This is a genomic window from Pseudonocardia sp. ICBG601, assembly GCF_020496245.1.
In genome coordinates, this window is record NZ_JAHLJA010000002.1 from 638346 (window position 1) to 660372 (window position 22027).

Consider the following 22027-nt stretch of genomic DNA (forward strand, 5'->3'; position numbering starts at 1 on the left):
CGAAGCGCATCTTCGCTAGCGCGGATCGAATGAGGATTATTCTCCGCACTTGCGGACAGCAGTCCCGATCGTCTTCTCAGGTCGCGGTCGACGCGTACGGAGGGCCGGTTGCTCCGGACCACGTGGGTCCGGTCGCCAGCGACCGGCGCCACTGCTCGGCCACCACCGGGGCGAGCCGCTCGGTGTCGACGGCGTCGGGGGCGAGCAGCACCTGCAGGGCGATGCCCCGCAGCTGGCCGAGGAGCGCCACGGCCACGTCGTGCGGCTCGGCGTCCGGCCGGACGGATCCCGCGGCGATCCCGGCCTCCACGTCGGTGCGCAGATCGGCGCGGAACGCGTCGTCGCGCTCCCGGAAGACGTCGGAGAGCTCCGTGTCCGTGAGTGCTTCGGTCCAGAGCAGCAGGAAGGCGCGGTTCATCGGGCCGAGATCGCCCAGGGCGCCGACGTACCCGCGTGCGAGTGTCAGCAGTCGCTCCAGTCCGGGGGCGGTGCCGGCGAGCCCCGGAACGAACCCGCTCTGCGTCGCGCGGGCCAACGCGTCGAGCAGTGCCCGTTTCGATCCGAAGTGATGGGTGACGATGCCCCGGCTGTACCCGGCACGCTCGCCGACCCGGGCGAGGGTCACGGCGCGCACCCCGGACTCGACGACCAGATCCGCGGCCGCGGCGAGCAGCGCGGAGCCGGTCTGCTCCCGCCGCTGCGCCTGGGTGCGCCGGCCGACCCGCTCTCCCTCTGGCATGCCCGGATAGTAGGCGGGACGTAACTTGCGTGTCGACTCACAAGTATCTTAGGGTGGGTCCACCCCAGGACGAGGAGAGACCGATGATCGAGATCGACGACCGGGCGGTCACCCACGTCCGCAGCGGGGCGCTCGTGGAGTCGGTCCTGCAGTCGAGCACTCCGATCGGAGCGTGACCGGATGCCGGCCGTGTTCGTCCACGGCAACCCCGAGACCGCCGAGATCTGGGCTCCCCTGCTGCGCGAGCTCGACCGCGACGACGTGACCTGTCTGTCGCCGCCCGGGTTCGGCGCGCCGATCCCGGCGGGATTCGACGCGACCGTCGGTGCCTACCGGGACTGGCTGGTCGGCGAGCTCGAGGCGTTCGCCGAGCCGGTGGACCTCGTCGGGCACGACTGGGGCGGTGGGCACGTGGTCGGGGTCGCCATGACCCGCCCGGACCTGCTCCGCAGCTGGGTCAGCGACGCGGTCGGGATCTTCGACCCCGACTACGTCTGGCACGACCTCGCCCAGGAGTGGCAGACGCCCGGCCGCGGGGAGACCGCGGTGCGGAGCAGGTTCGGGGCGGCCCACCCCGAGCGGGTCGCGTCGCTGACCGGGCGCGGCATCAGCGCGGCGGTGGCCGAGCGGGTGGCGGCCGGACAGGACGAGGCGATGGGACGAGCCGTTCTCGCGCTCTACCGCTCGGCCGTCCAGCCGGTGATGGCCCGGCTCGGCGCCGACCTGCACCGCGCGGCGGAACGGCCCGGCCTGGCGATCATCGCCACGGCCGACCACGTGGGCGGCACCGAGGCCCGGCGACACCGCTCCGCGAGAAGGGCGGGAGCCGGGACCGCGGTGCTACCGGGACTGGGGCACTGGTGGATGGACCAGGACCCGGGGCTCGGGGCCCGGACGCTCACCACCTTCTGGGACGCGGTGCCGCAACGGCCGTGACCAGCTCTTGTCCACCACCGATCTGAGAGGTAGCTCCATGTCCCGCACCCCACTCGTCCTCGTCCACGGCAACCCGGAGTCGGCGGCCATCTGGGGACCGCTCATCGCGGAGCTCGACCGGGCCGACGCGGTCGTCCTGTCCCCGCCCGGGTTCGGCGTCCCCGCGCCCCGCGGCTTCGACTGCTCGGCCACGTCCTATCGGGACTGGCTGGCGTCCCAGCTCGAGCTGTTCCGTGCGCCGGTCGATCTGGTCGGTCACGACTGGGGCGGGATCCACGTCGCCGCGTTGGCCATGAGCCGGCCGGACCTGCTGCGCAGCTGGGCCTCCGACGCCCTCGGCGTGTTCGCTCCCGACTACCTCTGGCACCCGCGGGCACAGGTGTGGCAGCAGGAGGGCCCCGGGGAGGCCTCGGTGCAGGAGATCTGGGGAGGCGATCTGCACCAGCGGCTCGCGGTGACCTCGGCCCTCGGTATGACCGGGCGCATGGCGGAGCGGGTCGCCGCAGGCATGGATCCCGAGATGGGTCGTGCCGTTCTCGCGCTGTTGCGGTCGGCACGGCAGCCGGCGATGGCGGAGGCGGGACGGCTTCTGCTGGACGCCGCACAGCGTCCGGGGCTCGCTCTCATCGCCGTGGACGACGTCGACAGGGCCAGCGGGACGCTGGTGCAGCACGAGTGGGCGGCGCGACGGTCGGGCGCGACGATGGCGCACCTGGAGGGCGTGGGCCACTGGTGGCCGGAGGAGACGCCGGCGCCGGTCGCCGAGGCCCTGACGCGCTTCTGGGCAGAGCTGCCGGATCCGGACGGCGCGTCCGCGAGCTCCCGGGGATGACATCGACCGGCCGCACCCGGGGGGGCGGAGCGACCTCACCAGGCGACGGCGCCGCCGTCGGCGAGGAGGTTGACCCCGGTGCAGTACGACGACGCCTCGCTGAGGAGGAACACCGTCGGTCCGACCATCTCCTCGGGCTCGGCCATCCGGTTCAGCGGGATGTCCGGGATGTAGGTCTTCACGTGCTCCCACACCGCGGGTGACTTCGCCATCGGGGTCGCCGTGTAGCCCGGGCTCACCGTGTTGACCCGGACACCCCGCCGCGCCCACTCCAGCGCCAGTGACGTGGTGAGGTGCACGACGCCGGCCTTCGCCGAGTTGTAGTGCGCCTGGGTCAGGCCCCGGTTGGCGATCGCCGCCGAGATGGACCCGATGTTGACGATGGTCCCTCCGCCGTGGGCGAGCATGGCCGCGCCCTCGGCCTGGCAGGCGAGGAACACGCCCGTCAGGTTGATGTCGACGAGCCGTCGCCACTGTTCCTCGGGCATGCCCTCCGCGGGGGCGCCGTCGTTGATGCCGGCGCAGTTCACCGCGTGCCGCAGCGGGCCCAGCTCGGACTCGGTGCGGGCGACGGCGTCGCGCAGCGACGACGCGTCGGTCACGTCCGCCGGACAGCTGATCGCCCGGCGGCCGACCGCCTCGACCGCCTCGACGGTGGACCTCAACGCGTCGGCCGAGACGTCCGCGCAGGCGACGTCGGCCCCGGACTCGGCCAGTCCCAGCGCGACCGCGGCGCCGATGCCGCCGGCGGCGCCGGTCACGAACGCGACGCCGCCGTCGAGCCGGAAGTTCGGTGCAGCCATCCCCGCCTCCTCAGCGGCTCTCGGGTGTCGTGGCGGCGGCCCGTCCGGCGTCCTGCCGCCGGACGGCCCCCACGGTCACGGTGTCGGGCACGGTGGTTCCTCTCGTGTCGCCGGTGGATCAACGATTGCGTTGACGAGGTCGGGTGCAGAGCGCCCCGGTGCGGTCCGGGTGGCGGCCCCGCGGGGCCGCCACCCGGGGGTCACGCGCCCGTGGTGGCGCCGCGGGCCGCCCGCTCGGCCGCGTGCTTCTCGGTGAAGGCGTTGATCGCGGCCCACTGACGCTCGGCCAGCGGGTCGCGCACGCTGCGGGTCCACGCCTCGTTGGCGAGCAGCCGCTTGGTCGTGCCCCGGAACCGCGGCGCGACGTGGTTGGCGAACAGGTGGTAGTGGTGCAGGGTCTCCTCCCAGGGCGCCCAGTTGTGGGCGAACATGAGGTACGCGCCGAAGCCGCCGCGCGACTGCTCCTGGAGGCGCTCGATCTGCTCGATCGCGTCGTCGACGGTGCCGATCACGCCCATGCCGGACTCGATGACGAAGTCGATCCGCTCCTTCGTCGACTTCCCCTGCACCGACAGCTGCGGCGCCGACGCCGTGTGCTGCAGGTAGTCGAACCACGCGTCGATGCCGTACGCCACGTCCTTGATCGCCTGGTCCCTGGTGTCGGCGATGTGCATCGGGCCGACCAGGCGCCACCCGTCGCGGCTGGGCGTGGTCCCGTGCTGCTTCGCCGTCTCCTCCACCACGTCCCAGTGCAGTGCGAGCGCGTCGAAGCCGGCCTCGCTCATGGTGGCGCCGATCGAGATCATCCCCAGGCCGTGCCGGCCGACGAGCCGCGGACCCGAGGGGGAGACGATCGCGGCGGTGGCGACCTCGAAGTGCGGGTCGCTGTAGCAGTCGAGCTGCAGGCGGGCCTCGACCAGCTTGTACCGGTCGGTCTCGATGGAGATCGGCTCGTCGCTGGTGAGCAGGTGCATCAGCACCTCGACGTCGGTCTCCAGGGCGGCGCGGGTGTCCTTGGGGTCGATGCCGAGCATGAGGGCGTCGGTGGCCAGGGCGCCGGGCCCGACGCCGAGCATCGCGCGGCCGCGGGTCATGTGGTCCAGCTGCACCATCCGGTCCGCGACCAGGAAGGGGTTGTGGTACGGCAGCGAGACGACCCCTGTCCCGAGCCTGATGTGCTTGGTGACCTGGGCGCAGTGGGCGATGAACAGGATCGGGTCGTTGATGAGCTCGACGCCGCACGAGTGGTGCTCCCCGAACCACGCCTCGTCGAACCCCATCGCGTCGAGCCGCTGGACCAGCTCGGTGTCGCGCTGCATCGAGTACGTCGGGTCCTGCCCGACGGGCACGTGGTGCGGGGGAAGGAAGATGCCGAAGCGCATCCGTGACATGTCAGCTCCTCTGCTGCTGCCGGGCCGGACCTTCGGATGTGAGCGTGGCCACTCCTCGGCGGCTTTGTCAACGGAATCGTTGATTCGGGTCGAGGTCCCGAATCGATGGCGGCGTACGCGGGGGTGTCCACTTTCCGCACAGTCCGTACGACGTGACCGCGGTCATGCTGACGACTCCGACAGAGCGGTCGGGACGCGGCCGCTGATCGACACGTACTGGAGTCCCCGTGAGCCGTCTGCGTTTCGGCACCTTCCTGGCGCCCTTCCACAAGCCCGGTCAGAACCCGACGCTGGCGCTGCAGCGCGACCTCGAGCTCGTCGAGCACCTCGACGCCCTCGGCTACGACGAGGCCTGGATCGGCGAGCACCACTCGGCCGGTTCGGAGATCATCGCCTCGCCCGAGATCTTCATGGCGGCCGCGGCCGAGCGCACCCGTCGCATCCGGCTCGGCACCGGTGTCACCTCGATCGCCTACCACAACCCGCTGTGGGTGGCCGACCGCATGGTGATGCTGGACCACCTGACCCGCGGCCGGGCGATGCTCGGGTGCGGCCCGGGATCGCTGCCGACCGACTCGGCGATGATCGGCCTGACCCCGACCGACACCCGCGAGCTGCTGGAGCAGAACCTCGACATCATCATGCGGCTGCTGCGCGGTGAGTCGGTCACCCGGCAGACGAAGACCCACAACCTGGTCGACGCGCAGCTGCAGCTGCGTCCCTACACCGACCCGTGCTTCGACGTCGTCGTCGCCGCGGTGGCCTCGCCGACCGGGCCGCGGATGGCCGGGCAGCACGGCGTCGGGCTCCTCTCGATCGGTGCGACGCTCACCCAGGACGGCTTCGACGCGCTGGCCCACCACTGGAACGTGGTCGAGGAGCGGGCCGCCCACCACGGGCAGCCCGCCCCGGACCGTTCCGCCTGGCGGCTGTGCGGGCTGATGCACATCGCCGAGACCCGCGAGCAGGCCTACAAGGACGTGGAGTACGGCATCGAGCACTGGTTCCAGTACTTCCAGAAGGTCGCCGCGTTCCCGCAGATGGCGGTCGGGGACAGCGTCGACGTCAAGGGGATGATCGACTTCATCAACGAGGCCGGGATCGGTGCGATCGGCACGGTCGAGGACGCCCGGGCGCAGGTGCAGAAGCTGGTCGACCAGTCCGGCGGGTTCGGGGCGTTCCTGATGCTGGGCCACGAGTGGGCCAACCCGGAGGCGACCCGGCGCTCCTACGAGCTGATCGCGCAGCAGGTGTTCCCGCACTTCCAGGGGCAGGCGCAGAGCACGCTCGACGCGAAGGACCGGGCCGGCGCCACCCGCGAGGCGCACGCGCAGACTCAGCTCGACGCCGTCGACCACATGACCAGGAAGTACGAGCAGGAGAAGGCGTCCGGGAACTGAGCCGGTCGGGGTGGGGCCGGTCCGCCGGTCCCACCCCGGGCTCCCCGACGTGCAGGATGGGTCCGGGAGGAGGGCCGATGACGACCAGGGGTGACGACTGGGAGCGGTTCCAGTCGGGCGAGGAGCCGAGCGGCCTGCGCCACGAGGTGCTCACCTCCTGGCGACGGTCACGGTTCAGCGGGGTCGACCCGGAGCACGTCGACGTCCCCTACATCGAGACCGACCTCGACACCCAGTTCGCCCGCGTCGCAGTCCCGATCATGAGCGGGATGGCCGAGCTGCTGGTGGGTGACAGCTCCTGCCTGGCGCTGGCCGACGCGTCGGGCAGCGTGATCTGGCGCTGGGTGTCCGAGCCGATGCTGCGCGACACCCTGGACGAGCTGTCGGTCGTCGAGCACTTCAACTTCGGCGAGGAGCACGTCGGCACCAACGGGCTGGGTACGGCACTGGAGACCGGCGCGCTGGCCGTCGTGCGCGGTTCCGAGCACTACGTGCACCGTTTCCACGACGTCACCTGCGTCGCCGCGCCGGTCCGGCACCCCATCACCCGTCGCATCGCCGGTGCGGTCAACGTGACCTGCCGGGCCGCCGACACGAACTCCCTGCTCACGGTGGTCGTGCGCAAGCTCGTCGAGGAGATCCGGGTGGCCATGTCCGACATGGCCACCGGCCGCGAGCGCCGCCTGCTCTCGGCGTTCCTGCAGGAGCAGCGCCTCGGTTCCGGACCGATCGCCGTGATCGGCGACAACCTGATCATCACCGACCAGCGGGCGGCCGACCTCGGGCTGGACCGGCTCGACCTCTGGGACGAGCTCCGCGCCCTGCGCGGCACCGGCGACCGGATCAGCCTCGGGCTCCCGGCCGACCTCACCGCGACGGTGCGCCTCGTCCGGGACGGCGGCACCCCGACGGGTGCGGTGCTGACCGTCGACGACCCCGCCGACCCGCCCGCCGCCGCCGGGGCCACCCCGGCGGTCCGGCGCGCCCGCCGGCCCCCGGCCGCCGCGGGCGGGGACCGGACCGCGATCGCCGCCCGTGCCGCCGCCCTCGCCGGGACCGGGCCGGTCGCGGTCCTCGGGGAGGCGGGGACCGGGAGGACCACCGTGCTCCGGACCGCGATGGGCGACGGGGCGGAGGTCCTCGACGCCGCCACCCACCGGCTCGACCCCGCCGGATGGATCGCGCGCCTGCGCCGCGGCGCGGCCCGGGGTGCCGTGGTCGTCCGCCACACGGAGCTGCTCGACACCGCCGCGGTCCGCACCGTCACCGCCGTCCTCGGCGAGGTCCTCGCCGACGACGGCACCCGGCCCCGGGTCGGGCTCACGGTCACCGTCGCCGAGGGCGAGTCCCCCGCGTCCGCCGCCGCCCTGCTGCTGGACGGTCTCGGCGCGAGCGTCCTCCCGGTGCCGCCCCTGCGCCGTACCCCCGACGTGATCACCGACCTCGCCCGCGGCGAGCTGCGCCGGCACGGCGACGGGCTGACGTTCACCGCGGACGCGCTGGCCGCGCTGCGCCGCTACCACTGGCCCGGCAACCTCGCCGAGCTCGCCCGCGTCGTGCGGGACGCGGCCCGGGACGCCGACGGCCCGGCGGTCGGCGCAGCCGACCTGGGGCCCGGGGTCCGGCACGCCGGCGGACGTCGCGCACTGACGCCGCTGGAGACCGCCGAGGCCTCGGTCATCGCCGCCGTGCTGCGCGAGCACGACGGGAACAAGTCCACCGCCGCCCGTGAGCTCGGGATCTCCCGCACCGCGCTGTACAGCAAGATCCGCCTCTACCGCCTCTACCGCCTCTGACCCGGACGGCGCCGTTCACGCGGGCGCCCGGTCGTGGGGCGGGTCGCGCACGATCCGCTGCCGGGCGACGAGCTCGACGGTCACCAGCGCGGCGACGGTCTCGGCGGCGAGGAGCCCGACGAGGACGAGGATCTGGGCGACGGCGGCCCGGACGGGGTCGCCGCTGCCGAGCAGGACGCCGACGAAGGCCCCGGGCAGGGTGACCAGCCCGACGGTGCGGGTCTGGTCGAGGGCGGGGACCAGGGCGTCGTGGGCGGCGGAGCGGATGACCAGGACGGCGGCGTCGCGGGGGAGGAGCCCGAGTGCGAGGGCGGCCTCGTACTCGCCGTGGCGGTCGGTGAGCTGGGCCAGCGCCCGGCGGCCCGCGAGCGAGGTGGCGGTCATGGCGCCGCCGATGACGATGCCGGCGACGGGGACCACGGCGACGCCGGTGAGGGGTACCGCGCCGGTGGCGAGGACGACGGCGAGCACGGGGGCGGTGCCGGCGAGGATGGCGACGCCGGCGAGCAGCCCCCGTCGGCGGCGGGTCATCCGTCGTGCCGAGGTCACGGTGGCGGCGGCGAGCATGAGGACGACGAACGCCGCGGTCGCCCACCAGTGCCGGACGACGAACACGATGACCCCGGCGACCACGGCGAGCTGGACCACGGCGCGGACCGCCGCCCACACCGACATCCGTGCGGTGCCGGTGCCCCCGACGCGGGCGGCCAGGGCGGCGATCGCGGTCAGCGCGACGACGGCGAGGACGGTCGGCCAGCCGGCTCCGATCTGCACCCGCCCACCGTCCCATCCCGGCCCCGCGGGCGGGGTCCCGCTCGGGCGACGACGCGCACCCGCCCCGTGCCGGCCGGGACGGGCGCGCCCCCGGTCACCGGGCGGGGACGGCCGCCCGGCGGGCGAGCGCGACGTCCTCGCCCAGCAGCTCCCGGGTGATCCCGGCACCCGCGGCCGCGCCCGCGGCGACGGCGGCCGGCACGGTCGCCATCGGGTCCGTGACGTTCCCGGCGACCCACAGCCCGGGCACCGTGGTGGCGCCCATCGGACCGGCGGGGACGTGGTCGCCGAGCCCCGACGGGTGGGCGACGGCCGCCGGCCCGAGCGCGGCGAGGAACCCGCCCCGCGCGACGGACCGCGGCGAGACCGTCAGCGCGTCGATCCCGATGACCTGCCCCGACCCCAGGCGGAGCCCGGAGAGCCCTCCGGGCCCGGTCTCCACCGCGGTCACCTCGCCGTCGACGACCGAGATGCCGCGGGCGGCGAACCCGTCCCACTGCTCGTCGTCGGGCTCGGGTCCGGTGTGCAGGAACAGGGTGACGTCGTCGCTCCAGCGGGTGGCGAGGTGCGCCTTCACCAGGTCGTGCGGGCCGGTGGACAGCACCCCGATCCGTGTGTCGCGGTGCTCCCACGCGTGGCAGAACGGGCAGGCGAAGACGTCGGCCCCCCAGCGCGCGGCGAGGCCGCCGACCGCCGGGAGCTCGTCGGTCAGACCGGTGGTGACCAGGAGCTTGCGACCGGTGACCTCGGCACCGTCGGCGGTGGTGACGGCGAACCCGCCGTCGGGCAGGAGGCGCGCGCCGGTCACCCGGGCGTCGCGGACGACGCCGCCGTAGCCGCGCACCTCCTCCCGGCCGATCCGGGCGATCTCGGCCGGCGGCAGACCGTCGCGGGTGAGCCAGTTGTGCACGCCGTCGGCGGGGGCGTTGCGCGGGGTGCCGTCGTCGAGCACCAGCACCCGCCACCGGGCCCGGGCGAGCAGGAGCGCCCCGGAGAGTCCGGCGGAGCCGCCGCCGACCACGATGACGTCGTAGGAGAGGTTCATGCAGCTCAGCGTGCGACCCACTCGTGATTATCGGCAAGTATCGTTGCTGGAACGGCAAAGGCGTCGTCGGTCGGGGCCCGGCGGTCAGGTTGCGGCGAGCCGGTCGGCCAGCTCCCGGCACACCTCGTCCAGGGTCGCCAGCCCGGCGGCCACCGCGGGCCGGTGCCGCGCACCGGCCCGGACCGCGGCGACCACCCGGCGGATCGGCACCGGCGGCGTGTCGATCCGGATCCGCCGGGTCTCGTGGCGGGCCGGGACGTCGGCCAGGCGGGGGACCAGCGCGACGCCGAACCCGCGGGAGACGAGCGCGGCGCCGGTGTCCCACTCGTCGGCGTGGTGGGCGATGTCGGGCGCGAACCCCGCGCCGGCGCAGGCCATCGTGACGAGCTGGTGGTAGGCCCGTCCCGGGTTGCTGCAGATCCACCGCTCCGCGGCCGTGTCGGCCAGCCCCACGTCCGCGCGCCCGACCAGCGGGTGGTCCGGGCCGACCAGCAGGTCCAGCGGCTCGTCGAACAGGGTCCGCTGGTCGAACGCCGGGTCGGTCACCGGCGGGAGACGCGACGTCGCGACGACCACCACGATGTCGGTGTCACCCGCGGCGAGCAGGTCGAACGCCCGCGCCGGCTCGCACTCCCGCAGCTGCAGCTCCCACCCGGGGTGGGCGGCGCGCAGCCGTCCCAGCACCTCCGGCACGACGGCCGCCGCCGCGGTGGAGAACCCGGAGAACCGCAGCGCCCCGCCGGTGTCGCCGTCGCGGTGGGCCGCCAGGTCGGCCTGCGCCCGTTCCCACTGCGCCCGCAGCGTCTCGCCGTGCGCCAGCAGGGTCCGCGCCGCGGCGGTCAGGCGCACCCGTCGTCCGTCGGGTTCGAGCAGCGTCACCCCGAGCTCGCGGGCCAGTGCCTGCATCTGGTGCGACGCCGACGACGGCGTCATCCGGCACACCTCGGCCGCCGCGGTCACCGTCCCGTGCCGGGCGATCGCGGCCAGGACCCGCAGCCTCCGGTCGATCATTCGCGGAACGTACAAGATTCCGGGTCCGAATCCGTGATGGACCTGAATGGTTCCCGACGCCCACCCTGTCGTCGTCAGCACACCGCGGAACGGCAGGAGCACGACGGATGGGTGCGTACCGCGCGATCGTCATCGGCCTCGGAGGGCTCGGCTCGGCCGCGCTGCACCGGCTCGCCACCGAGCTCGGCCCGGGGGTCCTGGGCCTGGAGCAGTTCGCGCTCGGGCACCACCGGGGCGCCTCCCAGGACCACTCGCGGATCATCCGGCTCGCCCAGCACCAGGACGCCTACGCCGCCCTGGCCGCACCCGCCTACCGGGCGTGGGCCGCCGTCGAGGAGGAGTCCGGCCAGCGGCTCGTCACCCGCACCGGCGGGCTGGTGATCGAGGACCGGGTCGCCCGCGCGGGCACCGCGACCGGCACCCGCAACATCGAGGGCTACACCGCGCTGTTCGACCGCTACGGCGTCGGCTACGAGCTGATCGACGCCGACGCCCTCACCGGGCGCTGGCCCCAGTTCCGGACCTCCGGCGGTGAGCAGGCCCTCTACCAGGAGGAATCCGGCATCGTCGACGCGGCGCGGGCGAACGCGGTGCACGTCGCGCTGGCCCGGGCGCACGGCGCCGAGGTCCGCCCGCACACCCCGGTCCGGTCGATCCGGGCCGACGGCGGCGGGGTCGCGGTCGTCACCGACGGGGGCACCCTACACGCCGACCGCGTCGTGCTGGCCGCCGACGCCTGGACCAACCAGCTGCTCGCCGGGGTCGGGGTGCGGCTGCCGCTGACCGTGCTGCGCGAGCAGGTCACCTACTACGCGACCCCGCACCTGGCCGAGTTCTCGCCCGGCCGCTTCCCGGTGTTCATGTGGCACGGCGAGCACAACTTCTACGGCTTCCCGGTGTACGGCGAGGTCGCGACCAAGCTCGGCCAGCACATGGGCGGCGAGGAGACCACCGCCGACGGCCGGTCGTTCGACCCCGACCCGGTCCGCCGCGAGCGCTACGACGCCTTCCTCGCCCGGCACCTGCCGCGGTTCCGCGGTCCGGAGCTGTACTCGAGGACCTGCCTCTACACCGTCCCGCCGGACCAGGACTTCGTCCTCGACACCCTGCCCGGCACCCCGCAGATCGTCGTCGCCATCGGGGCGGGACACGCGTACAAGTTCGCCGCACTGATCGGTGGGCTGCTCACCGATCTCGCGCTCGGCAAGGAGCCGGCGCACCCGGTCGACGCCTTCTCCGTCACCCGGCCCGCGCTGACCGACCCCGCCTTCCCGCGCAGCTTCCACACCTGAGCCCGTCCGCCCCGCGACGAGAGGAGACCCCGTGAGCATCGACCTCCCGGTCACCCCGGGCCCGGCGCCCGCCCACCACGACGCCCTGCCCGCCCGGCCGGTCGACCCCGCCACGTTCGGCGACGAGGCCACCTACCGGCACACCCGGCTCCCGGTGGACCTGGCGTCGACCCTGCTGCCCGACGCCTACACCTCGCCGGAGTTCTTCGCCCTCGAACGGGAGCGGGTGTTCGCGACCGGCTGGGTCGCGGTCGGCCTCACCGCCGACGTCGACCGGCACGGGGCCTGCGTCGTCGTCGAGGTCGCCGGGCGGTCGGTGATCGTCACCCGCAACCGGCACGGTGAGCTGCGCGCCTTCCACAACGTCTGCCGCCACCGCGCCACCCGGCTGCTCGACGCCGACGCCCGCGAGGTCGGCAGGCGCGGCCGCATCCGCTGTCCGTACCACAGCTGGACCTACGACACCGACGGCTCGTGCCTGGGCACCCCGCTGTTCGAGGGCTCCGACGTCCCGGCCGGGCAGGAGCCCGTGTTCGACACCTCGGTCGCCACCGGCTTCGACCGCGCCGACCAGGGGCTGCTCCCCGTCGCCGTCGACAGCTGGGGGTTCCTGCTGTTCGTGCACCTCGGCCGCGACCCGGGCCCGCTGCGCGAGCAGCTCGGTGACCTGCCCGCGCGGTTCGCCGGCCACCGGCTGGAGACGTGGACGCCCCGCCGGCGCCGCCGCTACGACGTCGCGGCCAACTACAAGCTCGTCGGCGAGAACTTCATGGAGTACTACCACCTGCCCTGGGTGCACCCCGAGCTCAACCGGGTCTCGCGGTTCTCCGACCACTACCGCTGGCAGGGCCCCGGGATGTACACCGGCATGTGCACCACCCCGGTGTCGCGCAACACCGAGGCCGGCGGCTGGGACGGCCCGGCGCCGCTGAGCACGCTCGGCCCCGACGACGCGGACAGCGGCCGCTTCGTCTGGCTGTTCCCGAGCTGCGCGCTGGTGGTGCTGCCCAACCACGCCTTCCTGCTGCTCAACCGCCCGGTGGCCGCCGACCGGACCGAGGAGACCGCGGTGCTGCTCACCCACCCCGAGTTCGTCGACGACGAGGCCGGCCGCGCGGGGCTCGACCAGCTCGAGGCGTTCTGGGACCTGGTCAACCGCCAGGACCTGGAGATCGTCGAGCGGGTCCAGCAGGGCCTGGCGGACCCGGCCTTCCGCGGCGGCCGGATGTGCTTCCGCTTCGAGGAGCCCGTCCACCGCTTCCAGAACATGGTCGTCGACCGGATGGTCGGCCTCGACCGGGTCTCGGCCGGTGACGACGTCACCGCGGCGCGGATGTTCCCGGACCAGGAAGCTGTCATCTGATACCTGTCTTGTGACAGGTATATGTGTACGGTGGCGGTGTGGACGACGACCAGGAGACCCGGCTGTTCGAGCTGGCCGACCGCATCCTCGCGGTCGGCCGGCTCATCCACGCGTCGAAGGAGCCCGCGTTCGCCGGGCAGAGCTGGACCCCGCTGGAGAGCGCGGTGATGCGCGTGGTCGACCGCGAGCCGGGCATCACCGCCGGTGCCGCCGCCCGGGCGACCCGGCTGATCTCCAGCAACACCAGCCGCGCGCTGCGCAACCTCGAGGCCAAGGGCCTGGTGCGGCGGGTGTCCGACCCCGACGACGCGCGCCGCGTCCGCCTGTACCCGACCGAGGAGGCCGCACGGAACCTGGGCGAGCTGCGCCGCATCTGGAGCGGCCTGCTCGACGGGGTCGCCGACGACCCCGCGGAGATCGACACGGCCGTCGTCCTGCTGCGCCGGATCGAGAACGGGCTCGCCGGCGGCCCCCGCACCGACATCCAGGAGCAGACATGACCGACCGCACCGCACTCGTCGTCGGGGCCTCGCGCTCACTCGGGCTCGCCCTGGCGGGCGAGCTCGCCGAGCGGGGGTTCGACGTCGTCGCCACCGTGCGTGGTGAGACCCCGGAGGCCCTCGCGGCACTCGCCGACCGGACCGGGCGGGTGACCGTCGAGCACCTCGACATCACCGACACCGGGCAGATCGACGCGCTGCGCGAGCGGCTCGGCGGCCGCCGGATCGACCTGTTGTTCGTCAACGCCGGCATCACCGACGCCGACGTGCCGGCCGCGCAGGTGCCCACCGAGGTGTTCGTCGAGGTCATGGTGACCAACGCGCTGAGCCCGATGCGGGTCGTCGAGGGGCTCGCCCCGCTGGTCCCGCCCACCGGCACGATCGGGGTCATGTCGTCGCGGCAGGGCAGCATCGGGTTCAACACCCGGGGCGGGCACGAGGTCTACCGGGCGAGCAAGTCCGCGCTCAACCAGCTCATGCGCAGCTACGCCGCCCGGACGGCCGGGGACCCGCGCACCCTGCTGCTCCTGCACCCGGGGTGGGTGCAGACCGAACTGGGCGGCCCCGGGGCCCGGCTGACCGTCGCGGAGAGTGCGCGCGGGGTGGCCGAGGTCCTGGTGGGCCACGCGCACGACGGCGGCCTGCAGTTCCTCGACCACACCGGCGCGGTCGTCCCCTGGTGAGGCCCGGCGCCCCGGTGGCGGTCAGGACACGTGCGACACCTCCGGCCGGGACTTGTGGCTGTTGTCGTCGCCGACCGCACCCTGGGCGCCCTGCGGGTTGCACTCCTCGCTCCCGGCGACGCCGAGCCGGACCACCACCGACTTCGACGCCGGCTGGTTGCTCTTCAGCGCGGTGGCGTCGAGCGGCACCAGCGGGTTCGTCTCCGGGTAGTACGCCGCCGCGGTGCCCCGCGGGACGTCGTAGGCGACCAGGCGGAAGCCGGACGCGCAGCGCACGTGCTCGTCGCCCTCCCAGCGCGTGATCAGGTCCACGTGGTCGCCCTCGGAGTACCCGAGCGCGGCGATGTCCTCGCGGTGGCAGAACACGACCCGCCGCCCGCCCTCGATGCCCCGGTAGCGGTCCGACAGGCCGTAGATGGTGGTGTTGAACTGGTCGTGGCTGCGCAGGGTCTGGAGCAGCAGGTGCCCGTCGGGCACCTCCAGCACCTCGATCGGGGACACCTCGAACTCGCCGCGGCCGCTTGGGGTCTCGAAGGTCCGCGAGTCCCGCGGCGGATGCGGCAGGACGAACCCGCCGGGGCGGCGGACGTTCACCTCGTAGCTCTCGCAGCCGGTCACGACGCGGGAGATGTGGTCGCGGATGCGGCGGTAGTCCCCGCGCATCGCCGCCCAGTCGATGCCGTACCGGTCGCCCAGGGTGGCCTCGGCGATCCCGGTGAGGATCGCGACCTCCGAGCGCAGGTGCGGGCTTGCCGGCGGCAGCGGGCCGCGGGACGAGTGCACGGAGCACGTGGAGTCCTCGACCGAGACGAACTGCGGTCCGGACTCCTGGACGTCGCGCTCGGTCCGGCCCAGGGTGGGCAGGATCAGCGCGGTCCGGCCGCCGTGCAGGTGCGACCGGTTGATCTTCGTCGAGATCTGGACGGTCAGCCGGGTGCCGGTCAGCGCCGCGGTCGTGACGTCGGTGTCCGGTGCGGCCTGCAGGAAGTTGCCGCCGAGGCCGACGAAGACCTGGACCTTCCGGTCGCGCATGGCCCGGATGCTGTCGACGGTGTCGAAGCCGTGCTCGCGGGGCGGGTCGAACGCGAACTCGGCCTGCAGGGCGTCGAGGAAGGAGTCCGGGACGCGCTCCCAGATGCCCATGGTGCGGTCGCCCTGGACGTTGGAGTGGCCGCGGACCGGGAACAGCCCGCCGCCCGCACGGCCCATGTTGCCCTGGGCGAGGGCGAGGTTGACGACCTCCTTGATGGTGGCCACGCCGTTGCGGTGCTGGGTCAGCCCCATCGCCCAGCAGTAGACCGTCCTGCGCGAGTTCCGGAGCAGGGTCGCGGCCCGGGTGATCTCGTCCCAGGACAGCCCGGTGGCGCGGGCGACGACGTCGTGGTCGACCCGGGAGACGTGGTCGCGCCACGCCTCGAACCCGGAGGTGTGCCGGTCGAGGAACTCGTGGTCGAGCGCGTCCCACTCGATCAGCAGCGAGCCGATGGCCTGGAACAGCGCCAGGTCACCGTTGACCCGGACCGGCAGGTGCAGGTCGGAGATGTCGGTGCCGCGTCCGAGGACGCCCTTCGGGGTCTGCGGGTTCTTGAACCGCATCAGCCCGGCCTCGCGCAGCGGGTTGATCGTGAGGATCGTGGCACCGTTGCGCTTGGCGTGCTCGAGCTGGGTCAGCATCCGCGGGTGGTTGGTGCCCGGGTTCTGCCCGGCGATGACGATCACGTCCGCCTCGAGCAGGTCGGGCAGCGTCACGCTGGCCTTGCCGATCCCGATCGACTCCTGCAGCGCGATCGAGGTCGACTCGTGGCACATGTTCGAGCAGTCCGGCAGGTTGTTGGTCCCGAACGCCCTGGCGAAGAGCTGGTAGACGAACGCGGCCTCGTTGGACGCCCGGCCGGAGGTGTAGAAGGTGGCCTCACCGGGGCCGTCCAGGGCGTTCAGCTCGTCGCCGATCAGCCGGAACGCCGCGTCCCAGCCGATCGGCTCGTAGTGGGTCCCGCCCGGGCGCCGGACCATGGGGTGGGTGATCCGGCCCTGCTGGCCGAGCCAGTACTCCGACCGCTCGTCGAGCTCGGCGACGCTGTGGCGGGCGAAGAACTCCGGGGTCGCGCGCCGCGTCGTCGCCTCCTCGGCGATCGCCTTCGCGCCGTTCTCGCAGAACTCGGCGACCGAGCGGTGCCCGGGGTCCGGGTCCGGCCAGGCGCAGCTGGTGCAGTCGAAGCCCTCGGCCTGGTTCAGGTTCAGCAGCGTGCGTGCGGTGCGGGACGGTCCCATCCGCTCCAGTGACCGCTTCATCGACACCGCGACGGCCGTCGCGCCGACGGCGTGGTCCTCGGGCGTGCCGACCTCCAGGTCGGCCTCCGCGTAGTCGTCGCTGTGTCCGTCCATGGGTCTACCTCCGCGCTCGACGACCGTCGGGCGGCGCCCCCGTCGGCGTCCCGCCCGCTGTGGACGCGCTACCCGGCCGGAGTGGTCCCAACCGTCCACGGACCCGATCGGGGCCGCACCGGCGACGGGCGTCCGGGCCGGCCCGGGGGAGGGGATCACGCAGGGTCACCGGTCGGCGGTCCGCCGACCACCGGTCGCCCCGGGCGCCGCGCCGGGCGTCCCCAGTCGCCCGGTTGTCGTGGCGGGCAAGCGGATCCGCCTCGTCCTCCGACGGCCGGTCGTTGTCCGGGGTGTGGTGCGCGCCGACCGGGAGCCCGGCGTGCGCCACCGGTCGGTCCGAGGCGCGTCGCCCCCGCCAGGGCGGTACGTCCCGGACCGGCCGTCCCCCCGTCCGGGCGTCGTCCGACGGCCGGGGGGACCCGAGCCCGCACCGGCGGAGCACGCCGGTCGGATCCGAAGGAGCCTCAGGTGGACATCCTCGACGTCCGGGACGAGCTGTTCCGGCACCGCCCCGCACGGGCCGACATCGGCCGCGCGGAGGCGGCGACGACCCTCCGGTTCGCCTGCGCCGGGACCCTCGGCCAGACCGTCGGGGCGGCATCGGTCCCGGTGCTGGACGTCCCCGCCGGGTGCGCGCGCTCCGTCGGGCGCCTGGCCCGGCAGCTCACCGACCTGTTCGAGATCCCCGTCGTCCGGCTGTCCGCCGAGTCGCTCCGGGTCGTCGCGCGGGTCCCGGAGCTGGCCCGCCGCACCCGGCTGTGCGACAGCACCGGCCGCTGGGTGCGCGGCCTGCCGCCGCCGGTCGTCGCGGGCGACGACGCGGTCCTGGCCGGGGCCTGGCGCGCCGCGTTCCTGGCGGCCGGGGCGCTCGGCGGCCGCGGCCGGGCCGGGCTGGAGCTGCTCTGCCCGTCCCCGGAGACGGCGATGGCGCTCACCGGAGCGGCCCGGCGCCTCGGCGTCGCCGCGCTGACCCGCCCCGGCACCCACGGCGACCGGGTCGTCGTCCGCGACCCCGTCGACGTGCGGGCGGCACTCGGCCTGATGGGTGCGCCGCGCGCGGCGCAGGCGTGGACCCCCGACCTGCGGCGCGGGACCGGCGAGGTCCCGGTGAGCGGCGCGCTGCACGACGCCAACCGGGAGCGCGCCTCCCAGGCCGCGGCGATGACGACCCTGCGCGTCCAGGCGCTGCTGGAGGACCCGCCCGCCGGGGTGCCCGAGCGCCTGCTGGCCACCGGCCTGCTGCGGGCCCGCAACCCGGAGCTGTCGTTGCAGGAGCTGGGCCGTCTCGCCGACCCGCCGATGACCAAGGACGCGATCGCCGGGCGGCTGCGGCGGCTGCTCGAGCACGCCGAGCGCGAGCGCCTCACCCGCTGAGCGCGCCGCCCTACAGCTTGGCCTTCACCTGTGCGCAGAGCGCGTCGGTGGACAGGCCGTAGCGGTCGTGCAGGGTCGGCAGCGCGCCCGCGGCGAGGAACTCGTCGGGCAGGGCCGCCGGCCGGATGCGGGTCGCGACCCCGGCCCAGGCGGCGGCCGCGGCGACCGACTCCGACAGCCCGCCGACGACGCTGTGGTTCTCGGCGGTGACGACGAGCCGGTCGGTCCGCAGCTCCCGCAGGATCGTCTCGGTGTCCAGCGGCTTGACCGTCGGGACGTGCAGCACCGCGGCGTCGACGTGGTCGGCCTCCAGCCGGGACGCGGCCTGCAGCGCGCGCATGGTCATCAGCCCGGTCGAGACGAACAGGACGTCCCGCCCGGGCCGGAGCAGCGCGGCCCGGCCCAGCTCGAAGCGGTAGTCGTACTCGTCGAGGACGGCGGGGACCCGGCCGCGGAGCAGTCGCAGGTAGGTGGGGCCGGGGTGGTCGGCGAGCTGGGGGACGGCCTGCTCGATGTCGGTCGCGTCGCACGGGTCGACGATCGTGAGGTTCGGGCAGGCACGCAGGATCGCGAGGTCCTCGGTGGCCTGGTGGCTGGGGCCGTAGCCGGTCGTCAGCCCGGGGAGCGCGCCGACGACGTTGACGTTCAGCCCGGGCTCGGCGATGTCGAGGCACAGGAAGTCGTAGGCCCGGCGAGTGGCGAACACCGAGTAGGTCGACGCGAACGGCACCAGGCCGACCTCGGCCATGCCCGCGGCGGCGCCGAGCATCGCCTGCTCGGCCATGCCCATCTGGAAGAAGCGGTCGGGGTTGGCGTCGCGGAAGACATGCATGTCGGTGTACTTGGCGAGGTCCGCCGACAGGCCGACGATCTCGGGCCGCTCGTCGGCGAGCCGGTTCAGCGCGTGTCCGAACGGTGCACCGACGGTCCGCTGGTCGGGGTCGGCGAACGAGGCGATCATCGCCGAGGTGGTGAGCCGCCTGCGCGGTCCGGTGGTCGTGTTCATCGCGCGATCCCCTCGAGTGCGTCGTGGGCGGCGGCCCACTCGTGTGCGGCCACCGGCAGGAAGTGCGCCTTCTCGCGCTCCTCCAGGAACGGCACGCCTCGCCCGGTGCGGGTGTCGCAGATCAGGACCGACGGGCCGCCGGTGTGGTCGCGGATGCGGTCGAGGGCGGCCAGCAGGGCGTCGACGTCGTTGCCGTCGACCCGCTGGGTGAACCAGCCGAACGCGCGCCACTTGTCCGCCACCGGCTCGGTCCGCAGGACCCCGCCGGTCGGGCCGTCGGCCTGCAGCCCGTTGACGTCGACGACGGCGGTCACGGCGGCGAGCTCGTGGTGGGCGCACGCCATCGCCGCCTCCCAGGTGGAGCCCTCGTCCAGCTCGCCGTCGGACAGCAGGTTCACCACCCGGGCCGGGTTGCCGCGGTGGCGCAGGCCGAGCGCCATCCCGCAGGCGACGCCGAGACCGTGCCCGAGCGAGCCCCCGGAGATCTCCATGCCGGGGGTGTAGGACGCCATCCCCGACATCGGGAGGCGGGAGCCGTCGGACCCGTAGGTCTCCAGCTCGTCCTCGCCGATCGTCCCGGCCTCGGCGAGGGCGGCGTAGAGGGCGATCGCGTAGTGCCCGACGGACAGCAGGAACCGGTCGCGGCCGTCCCACTCCGGCTCCTGCGGGCGCAGCGTCAGCTCGCCGTCGCCGCGGGCGTAGAAGGCGGCGAGCACGTCGGCGACGCCGAGCGCCTGGCCGATGTAGCCCTGCCCCTGGACCTCGCCCATGGTCAGTGCGTGGTGGCGGATCCGGGTCGCGGCCGCGCGGATCCGCTCCGCCCGCGTGTCGGGCGGGCTGATCGTGGGTGAGCTCATCGTCGGGCACCTCCGGTCGGTGGTCGGGCCGCCGCTCTGCGCAGCGCCACGGGTAAAGGTTGTACCAATCCGCTGAAGCTGGCGATAGGGGGGCCTGCTGCGTCACAAAAGGTTCGACCAATGCTTGACGGGTGGGAGTGGGCGCCCTACCTTCGGCGTCGCGACCCGGGGGCGGCCCCCGGACGACGAGGAGGTCCTGCGATGGGTGTCGATCTCTCCGCGTTGATGCACCGGCTCGCCGGTGCGGCGACGCGGGAGCCCCGCAACGGGACCCTGCGGCTGCCGACCGAGCGCGAGCTCGGCGCCTCGCTGGACATCAGCCGGGGAGCGCTGCGCGAGCAGCTCTCCATGCTGGAGGCGATGGGCTTCGTCGAGCGGACCCAGGGCCGGGGCTCGCACCTGCGGGTGCCCGACGCCGGGTTCATCCAGGTCTACTTCGACCTGTCCCAGCAGCTCGGCCACCTCAGCGGCGACCAGTTCCGCTCCGCGCGCGAGATGCTGGAGCTCTCGGTCGCCGAGGAGGCCGCCCGGCGCGCCACCGCCGACGACGTCGACGACCTCCGCGCCCTCGTGGACCGGATGGTCACGGCCAGCGGCGGCGGCGACGACGTCCGGGCCGCCGAGCTCGACATGGAGTTCCACCGCAGGCTGTTCCAGGTCGTGGACAACCCCATCTTCACGATGCTGCACGACGGCCTCAGCCACGCGCTGCGCGACGAGATCGTCGAGCGCCGCCGCCGTGCGGTCCGCCGCACCCCGCTCGGACCGGGCCAGACCCGGGTCGTCGACACCGTCCACTACGGGGTCGTCGAGGCGATCGGCGAGCGCGACCGCGAGGGCGCCCGGACCGCGATGCGCCGCCACTTCGAGGTGTGGTCCTCGCTCGTCGGCGAGCCCTGACCTCCACCCACACCACCGGACGGGCCCCCGGCGCCCGCCCGGGGACTCCGCATGCCGGGAGGAGCGAGGCACACCGCCATGCACATCGTGTTCGTCGGAGTCGGCGCGATCGGCCTGCCCATGGCCGCCCGTCTCGTCGGCGCCGGGTTCACCGTGACCGGGGTCGACCCGGCACCCACCGCGGCCGAGCGGGCCGCCGGGACCGGCCTGACGGTCGTCCCCGACCTCGCCGCGGCCGGCTCCGCCGACGTCGTGGTCGTGATGGTCGCGACCCCCGAGCAGCTCGACGACCTGGTCGGCGCCGCCACCGCGGACGGGCTCACCGGCCGGTGCTGGATCGTGATGAGCACCGTCGGTCCGGACGCCGTCCGGGCCCAGGCCGCGCGCCTGGCCGCGGCCGGCGCGGCCGTCCTGGACGTGCCCGTGACCGGCGGCGTCGCCCGCGCGCGCACCGGGGAGCTCACGCTGTTCGCCGCCGGGCCCGCCGCCGACGTCGACGCCGCCGCCCCGGTGCTCGGCGCGATGGGCACGGTGCGGCGGGTCGGCACGGACCCCGGCGACGGCCAGGCCGTGAAGATCGTCAACCAGCACCTGTGCTCGGTGCACCTGGCCGCGGCCGCCGAGGCGCTGGCCCTGGCCGGGCGGCTCGGGCTGGACCGGGCGGAGGTGCTCTCGCTCGTCGAGGGCGGGGCCGGCGGCTCCTGGATGCTCACCGACCGCGGCCCTCGGATGCTCTCGGCCACCGACGTCGAGGTGACCAGCACCGTCGGCATCTTCGTCAAGGACTCCGGCCTCGTCGCCGACGCCGCCGCGACGGCCGGCGCGGACACCCCGCTGCTCGCCGCGGCCCACGACCGCTTCCTCCGCGCGAGCCGGGCGGGGCTGCTGCATCGCGACGACTCGCGCGTGATCGAGACCTACTGACCGCACCCCCGACAGG

General features: G+C 74.3%; 20 protein-coding genes. 11 read left to right on the forward strand and 9 right to left on the reverse strand.

Annotation, left to right across the window (positions count from 1 at the left end):
• Positions 1 to 76 precede the first annotated feature (76 nt).
• Positions 77 to 739, reverse strand: coding sequence for a TetR/AcrR family transcriptional regulator (locus KPL57_RS02925; protein WP_226350336.1), 663 nt, complete (start codon positions 737 to 739; stop codon positions 77 to 79).
• Positions 740 to 919: 180 nt separating this feature from the next.
• Between KPL57_RS02925 and KPL57_RS02930 the strand changes: the two genes are divergently transcribed.
• Both KPL57_RS02930 and KPL57_RS02935 read left to right on the forward strand, forming a co-directional pair.
• A complete protein-coding gene (locus KPL57_RS02930; protein ID WP_226350337.1) occupies positions 920 to 1675 on the forward strand; it encodes an alpha/beta fold hydrolase in 756 nt (251 codons plus the stop codon).
• Positions 1676 to 1712: 37 nt separating this feature from the next.
• Positions 1713 to 2507 (forward strand): alpha/beta fold hydrolase, encoded by a 795-nt coding sequence (locus KPL57_RS02935; protein ID WP_226350338.1) that lies wholly within the window; start codon positions 1713 to 1715, stop codon positions 2505 to 2507.
• A 35-nt stretch (positions 2508 to 2542) separates the two neighbouring features.
• Here KPL57_RS02935 and KPL57_RS02940 read toward each other — a convergent pair whose 3' ends face one another.
• Both KPL57_RS02940 and KPL57_RS02945 read right to left on the reverse strand, forming a co-directional pair.
• Positions 2543 to 3310: an SDR family oxidoreductase gene (locus KPL57_RS02940; protein ID WP_226350339.1), complete on the reverse strand. Its 768-nt coding sequence runs from the start codon at positions 3308 to 3310 to the stop codon at positions 2543 to 2545.
• Between the two features lie 200 nt (positions 3311 to 3510).
• The gene (locus KPL57_RS02945; protein WP_226350340.1) at positions 3511 to 4701 is read right to left on the reverse strand and encodes an LLM class flavin-dependent oxidoreductase; all 1191 of its coding nucleotides are present in this window, start codon (positions 4699 to 4701) and stop codon (positions 3511 to 3513) included.
• 227 nt (positions 4702 to 4928) lie between these two features.
• On the opposite strand from KPL57_RS02945, the gene KPL57_RS02950 reads away from it, so the two are divergent.
• A complete protein-coding gene (locus KPL57_RS02950) occupies positions 4929 to 6101 on the forward strand; it encodes an LLM class flavin-dependent oxidoreductase (protein ID WP_226350341.1) in 1173 nt (390 codons plus the stop codon).
• Positions 6102 to 6178: 77 nt separating this feature from the next.
• Positions 6179 to 7897: a sigma-54-dependent Fis family transcriptional regulator gene (locus KPL57_RS02955; protein WP_226350342.1), complete on the forward strand. Its 1719-nt coding sequence runs from the start codon at positions 6179 to 6181 to the stop codon at positions 7895 to 7897.
• A 15-nt stretch (positions 7898 to 7912) separates the two neighbouring features.
• On the opposite strand, the gene KPL57_RS02960 is transcribed toward KPL57_RS02955, so the two are convergent.
• From KPL57_RS02960 to KPL57_RS02970, 3 genes are all read right to left on the reverse strand, one after another.
• The gene (locus KPL57_RS02960) at positions 7913 to 8665 is read right to left on the reverse strand and encodes an ABC transporter permease (RefSeq protein WP_226350642.1); all 753 of its coding nucleotides are present in this window, start codon (positions 8663 to 8665) and stop codon (positions 7913 to 7915) included.
• 100 nt (positions 8666 to 8765) lie between these two features.
• The gene (locus KPL57_RS02965; protein ID WP_226350343.1) at positions 8766 to 9716 is read right to left on the reverse strand and encodes an NAD(P)/FAD-dependent oxidoreductase; all 951 of its coding nucleotides are present in this window, start codon (positions 9714 to 9716) and stop codon (positions 8766 to 8768) included.
• 84 nt (positions 9717 to 9800) lie between these two features.
• Complete coding sequence (locus KPL57_RS02970) at positions 9801 to 10727, reverse strand: LysR family transcriptional regulator (RefSeq protein ID WP_226350344.1); 927 nt, start codon at positions 10725 to 10727, stop codon at positions 9801 to 9803.
• Positions 10728 to 10834: 107 nt separating this feature from the next.
• On the opposite strand from KPL57_RS02970, the gene solA reads away from it, so the two are divergent.
• Genes solA through KPL57_RS02990 form a run of 4 tightly spaced genes read left to right on the forward strand, consistent with a single transcriptional unit; the run spans position 10835 to position 14565 of the window.
• Entirely contained in the window at positions 10835 to 12019 is a 1185-nt protein-coding gene (gene solA / locus KPL57_RS02975; protein ID WP_226350345.1) for an N-methyl-L-tryptophan oxidase, read from the forward strand.
• 31 nt (positions 12020 to 12050) lie between these two features.
• The gene (locus KPL57_RS02980; RefSeq protein WP_226350346.1) at positions 12051 to 13382 is read left to right on the forward strand and encodes an aromatic ring-hydroxylating dioxygenase subunit alpha; all 1332 of its coding nucleotides are present in this window, start codon (positions 12051 to 12053) and stop codon (positions 13380 to 13382) included.
• Between the two features lie 38 nt (positions 13383 to 13420).
• Positions 13421 to 13882 (forward strand): MarR family winged helix-turn-helix transcriptional regulator, encoded by a 462-nt coding sequence (locus KPL57_RS02985; RefSeq protein ID WP_226350347.1) that lies wholly within the window; start codon positions 13421 to 13423, stop codon positions 13880 to 13882.
• Positions 13879 to 14565, forward strand: a complete 687-nt coding sequence (locus KPL57_RS02990; RefSeq protein WP_226350348.1) for an SDR family oxidoreductase — start codon at positions 13879 to 13881, stop codon at positions 14563 to 14565. The genes KPL57_RS02985 and KPL57_RS02990 overlap by 4 nt, the downstream gene beginning before the upstream one ends.
• 21 nt (positions 14566 to 14586) lie before the next feature.
• Here KPL57_RS02990 and KPL57_RS02995 read toward each other — a convergent pair whose 3' ends face one another.
• Positions 14587 to 16950, reverse strand: a complete 2364-nt coding sequence (locus KPL57_RS02995; protein WP_226350349.1) for an FdhF/YdeP family oxidoreductase — start codon at positions 16948 to 16950, stop codon at positions 14587 to 14589.
• 468 nt (positions 16951 to 17418) lie between these two features.
• Between KPL57_RS02995 and whiA the strand changes: the two genes are divergently transcribed.
• Positions 17419 to 18324: a DNA-binding protein WhiA gene (whiA, locus tag KPL57_RS03000; protein WP_226350350.1), complete on the forward strand. Its 906-nt coding sequence runs from the start codon at positions 17419 to 17421 to the stop codon at positions 18322 to 18324.
• 10 nt (positions 18325 to 18334) lie between these two features.
• Here the strand turns inward: whiA and KPL57_RS03005 are convergent, their stop codons facing one another.
• Positions 18335 to 19330, reverse strand: coding sequence for a transketolase family protein (locus KPL57_RS03005; protein WP_226350351.1), 996 nt, complete (start codon positions 19328 to 19330; stop codon positions 18335 to 18337).
• A complete protein-coding gene (locus KPL57_RS03010) occupies positions 19327 to 20187 on the reverse strand; it encodes a transketolase (protein ID WP_226350352.1) in 861 nt (286 codons plus the stop codon). The genes KPL57_RS03005 and KPL57_RS03010 overlap by 4 nt, the downstream gene beginning before the upstream one ends.
• Positions 20188 to 20388: 201 nt before the next feature.
• On the opposite strand from KPL57_RS03010, the gene KPL57_RS03015 reads away from it, so the two are divergent.
• Both KPL57_RS03015 and KPL57_RS03020 read left to right on the forward strand, forming a co-directional pair.
• Entirely contained in the window at positions 20389 to 21087 is a 699-nt protein-coding gene (locus tag KPL57_RS03015; protein ID WP_226350353.1) for a FadR/GntR family transcriptional regulator, read from the forward strand.
• Between the two features lie 78 nt (positions 21088 to 21165).
• Positions 21166 to 22011, forward strand: coding sequence for an NAD(P)-dependent oxidoreductase (locus KPL57_RS03020; protein WP_226350354.1), 846 nt, complete (start codon positions 21166 to 21168; stop codon positions 22009 to 22011).
• Positions 22012 to 22027: the final 16 nt, after the last annotated feature.

Bases quoted from the DNA above. Each gene is read 5' to 3' on its own strand.
- KPL57_RS03020 (WP_226350354.1), top strand. From the start codon at position 21,166: ATGCACATCGTGTTCGTCGGAGTCGGCGCGATCGGCCTGCCCATGGCC.
- KPL57_RS02935 (WP_226350338.1), top strand. From the start codon at position 1,713: ATGTCCCGCACCCCACTCGTCCTCGTCCACGGCAACCCGGAGTCGGCG.
- KPL57_RS02945 (WP_226350340.1), bottom strand. From the start codon at position 4,701: ATGTCACGGATGCGCTTCGGCATCTTCCTTCCCCCGCACCACGTGCCC.
- KPL57_RS03005 (WP_226350351.1), bottom strand. From the start codon at position 19,330: ATGAACACGACCACCGGACCGCGCAGGCGGCTCACCACCTCGGCGATG.
- KPL57_RS02940 (WP_226350339.1), bottom strand. From the start codon at position 3,310: ATGGCTGCACCGAACTTCCGGCTCGACGGCGGCGTCGCGTTCGTGACC.
- KPL57_RS02965 (WP_226350343.1), bottom strand. From the start codon at position 9,716: ATGAACCTCTCCTACGACGTCATCGTGGTCGGCGGCGGCTCCGCCGGA.
- KPL57_RS03015 (WP_226350353.1), top strand. From the start codon at position 20,389: ATGGGTGTCGATCTCTCCGCGTTGATGCACCGGCTCGCCGGTGCGGCG.
- solA (WP_226350345.1), top strand. From the start codon at position 10,835: ATGGGTGCGTACCGCGCGATCGTCATCGGCCTCGGAGGGCTCGGCTCG.
- KPL57_RS02990 (WP_226350348.1), top strand. From the start codon at position 13,879: ATGACCGACCGCACCGCACTCGTCGTCGGGGCCTCGCGCTCACTCGGG.
- KPL57_RS03010 (WP_226350352.1), bottom strand. From the start codon at position 20,187: ATGAGCTCACCCACGATCAGCCCGCCCGACACGCGGGCGGAGCGGATC.
- KPL57_RS02930 (WP_226350337.1), top strand. From the start codon at position 920: ATGCCGGCCGTGTTCGTCCACGGCAACCCCGAGACCGCCGAGATCTGG.
- KPL57_RS02925 (WP_226350336.1), bottom strand. From the start codon at position 739: ATGCCAGAGGGAGAGCGGGTCGGCCGGCGCACCCAGGCGCAGCGGCGG.
- KPL57_RS02970 (WP_226350344.1), bottom strand. From the start codon at position 10,727: ATGATCGACCGGAGGCTGCGGGTCCTGGCCGCGATCGCCCGGCACGGG.
- KPL57_RS02995 (WP_226350349.1), bottom strand. From the start codon at position 16,950: ATGGACGGACACAGCGACGACTACGCGGAGGCCGACCTGGAGGTCGGC.
- KPL57_RS02955 (WP_226350342.1), top strand. From the start codon at position 6,179: ATGACGACCAGGGGTGACGACTGGGAGCGGTTCCAGTCGGGCGAGGAG.